Below are 10,021 nucleotides of genomic sequence, written 5' to 3' on the forward strand. Positions count from 1 at the left end.
AAGGTGATATAAGAGATATTTACTGGTTTATGAAATTTCACGAAGACAAGTTTTATCTTATGGAGAAATACTTATTTAATTTCATAGACGCAGAATGTAATCTGTTGATCAATATGTATGAAGAGGAGTGGATAGAAGGAGATAATTTGAAAAAAACTCTTGAGATAACTGATCGCATGATTAACAATTCAGATAATGAGGAATTTCTTGAACTGGCAAAGGAGTTTCGCAACCTTGTTCTGAAGGCAATTGAAGTCAATACATGTGTGGGTTGCTTTTTCTAAATGAGTGAAGAAAAAATATTCTTTCATGACTTCATCACCGGACAGGAAACTGGCATTACAGAGTTTGATGAGGCTCTGGTCAAAAAGCTTATCGAGGAGATCACTGTCTTCGCCAACCACTTCACCGTGGAATTCAAGTCCGGGATCACAATCGAAATCGAATCATAAAAAGGCTCCTTGCCACTGAACCTAATCAGTAGCGAGGAGCCTTGGTCTGCTTACTCTTCTTTTGTAAGAACTTTTCTCTGCCAGCTTCTTTTTCCACACTCTGGGCATTTCATATATCTTGTCCGTCCCATGTGCATAGCAAGATTTGTCTGCCAGTATGTAGGAACATATCTGTGGTGGCAATTCTGGCATTCATAGTATCCGGCCTTTTGCTCAATGCCCACAGCGATAAAAGCTACCGTAAATATCATTATGAGAGCAAACACGATAAGTGCAATTCGCAGCCAGACTGGCATCTCTAAAAATGAAGCCACAAACACCATGATCAGTCCTGCAATGATGGCAGGAATCGCAATCCAGTATTCCGTCTGAAGCATTTGCCTGTTCTTTTCTTCAACCTCTCGCCTCATTGCCAGCAGGTTTTCTTCTGCCCGTTTGTCATATGCTTCTGCCATAATTCTTTCGCCCGACAGGAGTTCGTTGACGTTAATTTTCAGAAGTTCACACAGCTCCAGCATAATCCCGGAATCCGGCATAGACTTTCCGGTCTCCCATTTTGATATCGCCCGGTCACTGATTCCGAGCTTCTCAGCAAGCACTGCCTGCGTCATGCCCTGTTCCTTCCTGCAGGATGCTATGAATTTTCCAATTTTGATTTGATCCATATCGGGCACCTCCTTTCATAACTCAAGCATAGCCGGAATTCATGTTAATTCACACGAACCGGCAGTTGATTTTGTCCACTCTACCGCTGGTTGAGTCCAAAAAAGCTCATTTTACTTTAACTTCGCATATAGAAACAAATCATAAATTTGCCCATTTTTATAAACAGCACTCTTCTGTACGCCTTCACGTATAAAGCTATTTTTCTCTAACTTTTTCTCCTACTACATCGGTGTTCCCACTTCAATTAAGTTGCCGTCCAGATCATAGAAGCGAATGACCTTCTGTCCCCAGCTGTGCGTCATCAGTCGATTCACATATTTCACATCTGGATAATATTTCTCAAGTTTCTCTACGAATCCTTCAATATCAGACTCCTCAAAATAGAGCTCACAAGAGTTATTTTCCGGAATGATCTCTTTTCCAAGGAACTCTTCCCAGTATTTTTTCTCCTGCAGCACCAGCCCTTCTGTCATAATCATATTTCCATTATTGTCAAGAATCATCTCAAGGCCGAACAGATCATGGTAGAACTGTCTTGCTCTCTCTATGTCTTTTACAACGATCAGTACGTTCTTCAGTTTCATGTTTTCCCTTTCTTCATCAGCGCAGGCAGTATACTTAAGCTTTCGCGACTATTTGCCTTCCGCTTCATTCATTGGCTCATACATTTTATCGAAAAAGATTAGCGCTTTGTAGATATTATCTCCACAAACCTTTTCAGCAAGTATCGACCGCTTCTTAGCTTTAGCCTCTACTAAGGCATTTTCTGTCTCTTCTATTTTATCATAAGTCTTACTGAGGCGGTCCTCTAAATCTGCTTTTCTTCTCTTGTAATGCTTATCTTCATAATCCAAGTTTTCCAAATACTTAGCAATTCCATTTGATCCCATATCTGTATTTACATATTGGTCAAAGATTGTTCTGATAGCTACAACTTCCTCTTCGTTGATTTCAAGTTTTCCATCAATAAGGGCATATCCATATGGAGCAAACCCACCGTTCCATCTTCCTTCTCTTACTTTTTGCATACGCCCTTCCATTGTTTGAACACGTATATTCTCTCGCTCAATCTCAGCAACGGCAGAAAGAACAGAAATCATAAGTCTTCCGGCTTCTTCATATTCTCCAGCGATTTCATAGTCATTAAATTCGCAGAAAGCTTTCATTCTGGATTTCTGTGCATCCAAAGAATATCCATCTATCTGCATGGCAGTTGAAACACGAGTATATAAATAGACTTTCACTTTTTCTTTAGCCAATCTAACCAACTCCTCTAAATATTTTTGTCTGGAAGCTTTAATAGACCATCAATAACCGGTCTAACCATATTTACTGATTCCACCTTGTTAATGGCACAAAGCTTTTTCCCCGCATCTTTGCTGGACGCTCCGCAATGGAAAGCCTGCTCTGTCGGTAATCCATAATCGAGTACAATAAGCCTATCATGACAATCCGGATTTGGCTTAATTCGAAGCGGTGGATATTGGTTTAGAAAATCATTAACCACTGATGTTGTAAGAAAGCCTCGCTTACCGTGTCCATTTTCTGTAAAAAGAATAACCTCAACCCCAGGATTTTTCTGCGATAATAACTGCAAAGACTTCGTATTCATATAATCATCAACAACATAAATTGACTTGGCTGCCTGCTGATAAATATTTATGTAAGCTACATCTGCCTCAAACTTCTGACCTTTATAAATTATGAAATTCTTAAAATCCTTATCCGAAACAAAATTTTCATTCAGGGTATCAATACTCTTCTGAATGTCTTCAATTGCTTTATCCGTTTTCTTCTGATGATCAATTGCTCCTGCCATTTGCACAGATAACTCCGAAACTTTAGCAGTAACTATGCTCATTTCAGACTGCGAAACAAACTGCTGATTCTGCCGAATATAATGACGCATTTCCTTAAACGCACGCATGATAAAAATACTTTGCTGTGTGGCTAAATCTCCCTTGAGTACAGTTGCCAACATATATATTCCTTGTTCAGTGAAGGCATATGGCATCTTTTTTATGTGTAAACCGCGTTTATTTCCACTTTCGTTTAAAGTCACAAATTGTGACTTTAAATAGTCGTTTGGAATTTCTTCTTGGTTTAATTGAAACATAAAATCTTCGGGAAACCTCTCAATATTTCGCTTTACCTGTTGATTCATAGCTTTGACCTCATATCCATAAATATGAGCCAAATCACTGTCAAGCATCACCTGTTGTCCGCGTATCGTATATACACAGTTTCTAATTGACTCAACTGTGAGTAATCCTGTTGTATTTTCCATAAACACTATAATCCTTTGCATTTCCTTTTTTTGAAGTCACAAATTGTGACTTCATGTATTTACACGTTAAAAACAAAAATATTTTTGTGGCCGAAAAAATAGACCACAAAGCCTCAGTTCAAATTTGTAAACGCATATTAGACTTAGAACTATATCTACATCTCTTCAAGACTCTCTATCTTCTTCAGAGCCTCCATATAAGCCATAAGACGCTTCTGCTGCTCTTCCCTGAGGTTATGATAATCTTCAATCATCTGAACATCGCCGGGAGTGAATTTACTCTCCGGACTTGCAGCTGCAATTTCCTCTTCATCCTCAATTCCTTTACCGGTAAGAAGTTGCTCCGGGGTAATTTGCAGAACATTACAGATGTCCATTATCTTTTCCACAGTAGGATTTGTCTTTCTCTTTTTCCATTCGCTTATTGTACTGGTAGAAATTCCAACCTGCTTTGCAAACTCCGCCTGTGTCATATTGCGTTCTTTTAAAACCTTTATAATTCTTTCACTGATAATCATGAGTGATACCTCGCCTATCGTTCACTTATATAACATTCATATTAATGAATTTATTTTACCACACCTCACTATATCCTTCAATATTCTACTTCGTTTTCTTATTACGGAACTTCATATACGCCTTCTAAGATTCATATATATTTTTTTTGAAGATAGACATCAGGATCCGGTAATGAATCAAAATCAATTTCATCCGCGTATTTTGCTATCATATTTCCGATAAAGTTTGCAAGAGAACTCCATATTTGTTAAAAGTCTTTTCCACCTTCTTTAAAACTCGTTCATGATTCTCCTTCATATCCGAAATTGTTTTGCCATCTACAGTGCCACATGAATTGGCAACTTTTGCTTTTCACCTCCTCTCGTTATCGTTGTTCATGGACTAATTATCCAAGATTTAGAAGCCCTACTCCGCATATCCAAGAGGTAGGAAATAGCTGCTCTACTCAAAATTTTCCACGATATTGGAATACATCATTTATAGCAAACTTACATTCTGTTATGATTTACATATACAAGGACTTTAGGAAAAGCACTGGGGGAATAAAGCATTGAAGTGTAAATTATCAATTCAGGAAAAACTAAAAGATTTGAGAATAGAAAAAGGTGTCACGTTTTTGCAAATACAACGAAGGATTCGGCTGAGTTTTTTAGGAATTAGAGGTTTTTATTGTTGAAACCATATAGACGGTTGAAACCTAACTAAGATCGTGATATTATTAACAAGGTTTTAAATATTTTTACAATAAGGAGTTCGAAATGCTAACATACGAGAAAGTATTTAATCTGAGCACAGATAAGAAAAGAAACTTGGTAAATACTGCTTTGGCAAACGGAATCGGAAGCACTTATCTTGAAACATTCATGAGTGAAGCAAAAAGCACTTCCACAATTAACTTTCCTAAGCTTAAAGCTGTGATCACCAATAACTATTATTGCTATTACGGGAGTTTTAAAAAGGCCATCTGCATAGTACCCATTGCCGACATAGTAAATGTATACTCCAGCAACATGTTTTTTAACAAATATGATTACGAACAAAAAGGCATAGTTGTTGAAACCAGAGAAGGAACAAAACTCTACACCGCCAGGGTAAGCAGAAATTACAAAAAAGATGACTATAATGAAGCGCTTAATATATTGATCAAACGCTGCTTATTTAACGAAGGAAATTTGATTGCATAGGAGGATCGGTTAAATGATAATCATATACGGAACCAGAACAAAACTTAAAATAGATAAAAACATAGGAGTAAGAAAGTGTGAAAACTGCCACCATACGGTTGAGCAGGCTCTCGCAAGAGAAAAGCTGTCCTTTACACTGTTTTATATTCCTTTCCTGATCTTGACAAAGAGGAGAATGATCCTCTGCCCTTGCTGTGGAGAGGCAAAATCCATGAGCTATAAGGAATACAAACAGATGAAAGAATCTCTTGGTGATAATTGACCACTTACATTTAAGATTCAGATACCGGTAAACAGTATTTTCATAGAATCGCGTAGGAGGGAGATTTTAATAATCTCCCGACCTCTCACACCACCACCGTGCGTACGGTTCCGTACACGGCGGTTCAATCAACTTAACAAGTAACACACCTTTCGGTATAGTAATCTAACATTGAGACTAATCCAACTGAGGTTAGACTCTTTGTACTTATAGCCTTTTGTACCCATCCATTGTGAGCGAGTCTTGCACATCTGTCTCCACAATAAGCGATTTTATACGCTGCCCATCTTGGTACGTCTAACTTCATCAAATTCTTAGCTCTATTTATAATATAGCATAGTTAGATTGGGGGGTCACTAGGGGGAATCTATGTGGTTTTTTTTAACACACACGATAAATAAAAAAGCATCAACGCTACCTTTTATAATAACGTTGATGCTTCTAACTAATGTTTATCCTTTTTTACTTCCATTATCATATAAATATCCCTAATTCCATTCTGGACAAAAAAATCAGAGCAAACATCATATTGCTACAATGCCGCTCTGCAAAAGATTTCTTCTTTTTCTATGTATTTTTATTGTAATTCCTTTGAATCCAATTGTCAATAACTTTCGACAAAAAATTAAAACTTGTTGCAATCAAATCATTACTATCATAATAATTTGATTCTCTATTTATTCTTTCTTTTAATTCAAGCAATTTATCGCACTCTTTATTTTTTATTCCATTACTTGTAACCAACTTTTCATGAACATATAAAAGAGTAACAATTTGCTGCAATCTAGCATTTGTCATCTTATTTTTTTTAAATTTTTTATTTAATCCATCCATAGATGTCAACCACTTAACAACTTTTGTATTTGTTTTATGCTTACAAGTATTAGTTTTTAAATCATTAATAATACAATTATTATGCGCCGCTGCATTCCTAATTTCTTTACATGTTTTAAACATAAAGAAATTATCTTTCATTTGCTTATCATTAAACTTTTCAGCACAAAACTTATATAAATATATCAAGCTTCCAAATGTTATAAGTTCAACAAATACCCATATTGGATAATCATCTTCGTATGCCTTTAATAAATCACCACAATAGACATTTTCTTTATTTCTTTTTAATTCTGCCCTCAATTTATTTTTTTGTTTTTCTTCCAAATAGTTAAAATATTCTTTTACAATTGAATAGCCATCCTCATTGTATTCACTTACTTTTTTTATTAAATCCATTCTTATGTAATGTTCTATATCTAATGCCATATGCAAAATATGATATCTAATCCTCATATCAATTATTGCTAAATCAACCAAATAAGCAAACTCTAAGTGAATATATTGACCAACTTGAACTCCACCTGGATGTTTATCATAATTCTTTCTATATGATGTCACCTTAAAATAATTATTATTGTTACTCAAATATTTTTTTGCTTCGACCTCACTCATTATATTAAATTTTATGCCCTTACTTTTTAATAATTCAATTTGTTCATCTATAGAAATCATAGGTTTTCTTGATAGCACTTTTTTCTTTATTGTATCTTCTATATGTCCTTCTAACACAGTCTTAAATATCTCCCATACAATTATTTTATAATTTTTACTAAATTATAACATTTAAAACATTATAAAATAAAACTATACATAATATAAAATTCGAGAAAAATAATCCATTTTCTCTGCAATTTATCCATTATGATTATTATAGCATTAAATGAACAAATTGTAACCCATTATTACCCTTGCCAACAATTACCCCTTCTACTTTATACCAGTTAGGATAGTTGAGCCATAGAGGCCATAAACCCTAGCTTCTGTTTTTGACAAAGTTTCTTAAACGAACTTTAAAAATACAATATCAAACCAATCCATTCTTCTTAGCCTTCTTCAAATATCTTTTTTAATTCCTCTTGAGCTTTTTCAATTTTTTCCTGCAATTCCTTTATTTCATTTTGTTTTGCCTGGTATGATGTTGCAATTTTTTCTTGTTTTTCGATTGGTGGTAATGGAACAATCATTTTTTTCAAGGCTGACACTGATATAGTTGGAATCACTGCACCTACTACGATTGAGTTCAATGTTGCTTCTCCAATTTCACTTTCAAAAAAAGCCTTTAAAAAATATGGATTCACCTGTTTTTCATCAAGTTCTATAATAAACAAATTGCCATTTGCTAAAATCTTTTTTTCATCTTCTATTTCTGCAACTGCCACCTTAAAAGGCGATCCGTTTTTTGAAATCAATAAGTTTTTATTTCCGATACAATATTTATCAAGCTTTGGATTGATTTCCTTAAGGTATGGTAAGTCCTTTGAAATCATTCCATTTTGAATATTTGCAATCATAAGATACTGCGCATTTGTTGGATTTTTTGAAACCATCTCATCTAAGTCTTTGGCTTTTAACGATGCACCTCGTGTAACTCGTTTTATTACTTTACCAAATTCTACGCCGTTTTTTACTTCAACCTTTTTAACAAGATATCTTGTTGGATCGAGGACATAATCATTTTTTTCTATCTCGGCAATATCAACTGTTCTGGCTTCTTCCCCTTCTTCTTTTAGCAATTTAGCGATATATTCCACGTCTTTTACTGTAAAAGTATTCTGTCTTCTTCCTTTTTTACACTGCTCTATTGCATTAATCATTCTAATTTTTTCGTTGTCATGACTTAATACAAGCATTGTAGTTGGGATACTTGTTGATTCAAATAAATTAGATGGTAAGGCTATAACTGCTTCGACATATCCGCCTTTTACAAAGTACTCACGAGTTTTTTCGTCAATGCTATTTAATGTACTTCCGTTTGTCATAATTGCTACTGCTTTTCCATTTTTTTTAAGATGATCGAGCATCAACAAATTGTAAATCCAATCTGCTGATGTTGCTTTTTTTATTTCAGGCACTCTTTCATAAAGTTCTTGGATATAATCTGTTTCTGGAAGATTTCTTAATCGCATTCCAAATGGGTAATTCATAAATATTTTGTCGAATTTCTTGTCATTTAAATCATCCAGTACATCTCCATTTTCGATTTCTACATTGTCATTAAATAATCCTGTTCTGATTTTTGATATCTCACAATAATTTTTATTAATATCCCTTCCGTAAAACGATGCTTTTTCGTTTTTATCTGCTGCCATAGTAATGAAATCACAGACTCCGCTACATAGGTCAGCTACTTTTTCGTTTTCTTGGATATCTAGGATTTTCAATGCTAAATTTGAAATTGAATCTGGTGTGCCGAATTCTCCAACTTTTTTTCCACAGCCTTCTCTTGGATATCTGTAAAGATACGCTAACAATTCATTTTTTGAATACATCTTAGATAATTGAATGGCACATTCTATATTTTTTTCTTCCATAACTTGTGCCCAATTTTCCTCTGGAGCAAGTTGCTGGTCATATTTTTCTGTTTTTATTGCTGTTCCCGGTTCTAAAATTCTTGTTAAATCTTGTTCATCTGCTACGTTATTTTCTGCTGCCACATATGCTAAATAGGCAACTTTAAAGTCTGTTCCTACGTCAGCCATTGCATTTCCTTTTGTAAGTGCATTAATTCTTTCTCTGATTCCTTCTACTACTTTGCTATCGATTCCTTTAATTTCTGTTGCGTTTACTTTATTTGTCATATGTTTCTCCTCCTTGGTTTATACAAGATTGTTGGTTAATAAGTTATTTGTTGGTTTTGTATAACCTTATTTCCTTATGGTTATAATATACCATTATCAAGTATGGTTGTCAATAACCAAATTTGATTTATTTGATTTTTGTAAGAAATACTCTAAAATTAATGACATTGCATTAGAGCGCGTCCATGGCGCGCAAACTAACAAATGGGCATAGGATATTCTCCTTTGCCCATTTTTCATTATTGCTTTATTAAATACTTAACCGGAACTTCCTTAGTAAGCCATACACCATTCTTAGATAAGAAAAACTTATATCCTTCTCTATGCATCTCTCCTGCCTTAACAATATACAATACCGGCTTGCCATGGCGTTGACCTACTTTTACAGCAGTGTCCTCATCTTTTGACAAGTGTACATATAATCTGCTTTTAGGAATCAGTCCTTGCTCATCAATAGAATTAACATACTTCTCACCAGTACCATGCCATAATTCTTCCGGCGGTTCAGTTTCTTCAAGCTCTACATCAACCAGGATTGAATGTCCCTGGTTAGCTCTTATTAGTGTCTTATCATCATTGAATGAATATCTCTGTTTATTATCAGTCCTGACAATCTCTTCCAAGATATCCATGCTAAATTCATGAGTTTTTGCTATTCCTTCAATTAATTCATCGACATTGGCCCAGCCATGTTAATCTAAGCTGATGCCTATTGTCTCTGGTTTATGCCTAAGAATAAGACTCATGAATTTGCTTGTATCATTTAAACTCATATATTATCCCTTCCTTATTTTCCGTATTTTTCTTTTAACCTAATTTCTTCAAGCTCAATCATAAGCTCCACATATGCCTCACGAAGTTCCATCGTCAAAACATCTTATCTCCAAGTGGTAGAGATTATTGGAACAAGCGTTATATTGAAAAAATGCTTAGTAATGTAAAATATATTGGTGACTCATATGTAAACACAACTGAAGGCGAATATCATTATTCAAACCATCATCCTGCTATTATTT

General features: G+C 34.8%; 13 protein-coding genes and 1 pseudogene. 5 read left to right on the forward strand and 9 right to left on the reverse strand.

Annotation, left to right across the window (positions count from 1 at the left end; genetic code table 11):
- Together BMY79_RS12235 and BMY79_RS11185 are read left to right on the forward strand one after the other, a co-directional pair.
- The coding region (locus BMY79_RS12235; protein ID WP_207645459.1) for a hypothetical protein at positions 1-284 on the forward strand (284 nt) is incomplete at its 5' end.
- Positions 285-452: an integrase gene (locus BMY79_RS11185; protein WP_074730982.1), complete on the forward strand. Its 168-nt coding sequence runs from the start codon at positions 285-287 to the stop codon at positions 450-452.
- 50 nt (positions 453-502) lie between these two features.
- Here BMY79_RS11185 and BMY79_RS11190 read toward each other — a convergent pair whose 3' ends face one another.
- From BMY79_RS11190 to BMY79_RS11210, 5 genes are all read right to left on the reverse strand, one after another.
- A complete protein-coding gene (locus BMY79_RS11190) occupies positions 503-1,117 on the reverse strand; it encodes a helix-turn-helix domain-containing protein (protein WP_074730983.1) in 615 nt (204 codons plus the stop codon).
- Positions 1,118-1,339: 222 nt separating this feature from the next.
- Positions 1,340-1,702: a VOC family protein gene (locus tag BMY79_RS11195; protein ID WP_074730984.1), complete on the reverse strand. Its 363-nt coding sequence runs from the start codon at positions 1,700-1,702 to the stop codon at positions 1,340-1,342.
- Between the two features lie 48 nt (positions 1,703-1,750).
- A complete protein-coding gene (locus BMY79_RS11200) occupies positions 1,751-2,377 on the reverse strand; it encodes a recombinase family protein (RefSeq protein ID WP_027422622.1) in 627 nt (208 codons plus the stop codon).
- A gap of 14 nt (positions 2,378-2,391) precedes the next feature.
- Positions 2,392-3,405, reverse strand: a complete 1,014-nt coding sequence (locus BMY79_RS11205; protein WP_027422621.1) for an ORF6N domain-containing protein — start codon at positions 3,403-3,405, stop codon at positions 2,392-2,394.
- A gap of 155 nt (positions 3,406-3,560) precedes the next feature.
- Positions 3,561-3,923, reverse strand: coding sequence for a helix-turn-helix domain-containing protein (locus tag BMY79_RS11210; RefSeq protein ID WP_074730985.1), 363 nt, complete (start codon positions 3,921-3,923; stop codon positions 3,561-3,563).
- A 759-nt stretch (positions 3,924-4,682) separates the two neighbouring features.
- Between BMY79_RS11210 and BMY79_RS11215 the strand changes: the two genes are divergently transcribed.
- Both BMY79_RS11215 and BMY79_RS11220 read left to right on the forward strand, forming a co-directional pair.
- The gene (locus BMY79_RS11215) at positions 4,683-5,108 is read left to right on the forward strand and encodes a hypothetical protein (protein ID WP_074730986.1); all 426 of its coding nucleotides are present in this window, start codon (positions 4,683-4,685) and stop codon (positions 5,106-5,108) included.
- 13 nt (positions 5,109-5,121) lie between these two features.
- Positions 5,122-5,370, forward strand: a complete 249-nt coding sequence (locus tag BMY79_RS11220) for a zinc-ribbon domain-containing protein (protein WP_074730987.1) — start codon at positions 5,122-5,124, stop codon at positions 5,368-5,370.
- Between the two features lie 133 nt (positions 5,371-5,503).
- Here the strand turns inward: BMY79_RS11220 and BMY79_RS11225 are convergent, their stop codons facing one another.
- From BMY79_RS11225 to BMY79_RS11240, 4 genes and pseudogenes are all read right to left on the reverse strand, one after another.
- Positions 5,504-5,677 (reverse strand): hypothetical protein, encoded by a 174-nt coding sequence (locus BMY79_RS11225; RefSeq protein ID WP_177176449.1) that lies wholly within the window; start codon positions 5,675-5,677, stop codon positions 5,504-5,506.
- 260 nt (positions 5,678-5,937) lie between these two features.
- Entirely contained in the window at positions 5,938-6,936 is a 999-nt protein-coding gene (locus BMY79_RS11230; RefSeq protein ID WP_083383568.1) for an Abi family protein, read from the reverse strand.
- A gap of 314 nt (positions 6,937-7,250) precedes the next feature.
- Positions 7,251-9,005: an N-6 DNA methylase gene (locus BMY79_RS11235; protein WP_074730988.1), complete on the reverse strand. Its 1,755-nt coding sequence runs from the start codon at positions 9,003-9,005 to the stop codon at positions 7,251-7,253.
- A 239-nt stretch (positions 9,006-9,244) separates the two neighbouring features.
- A pseudogene (locus tag BMY79_RS11240) lies at positions 9,245-9,778 on the reverse strand (RNA 2'-phosphotransferase).
- A gap of 71 nt (positions 9,779-9,849) precedes the next feature.
- Between BMY79_RS11240 and BMY79_RS12660 the strand changes: the two are divergent.
- On the forward strand, positions 9,850-10,021 hold a 172-nt coding region (locus BMY79_RS12660), incomplete at its 3' end, for a recombinase family protein (protein WP_177176450.1).

Source organism: Lachnobacterium bovis (genome assembly GCF_900111325.1).
Classification (GTDB): Bacteria; Bacillota; Clostridia; order Lachnospirales; family Lachnospiraceae; genus Roseburia; species Roseburia bovis_A.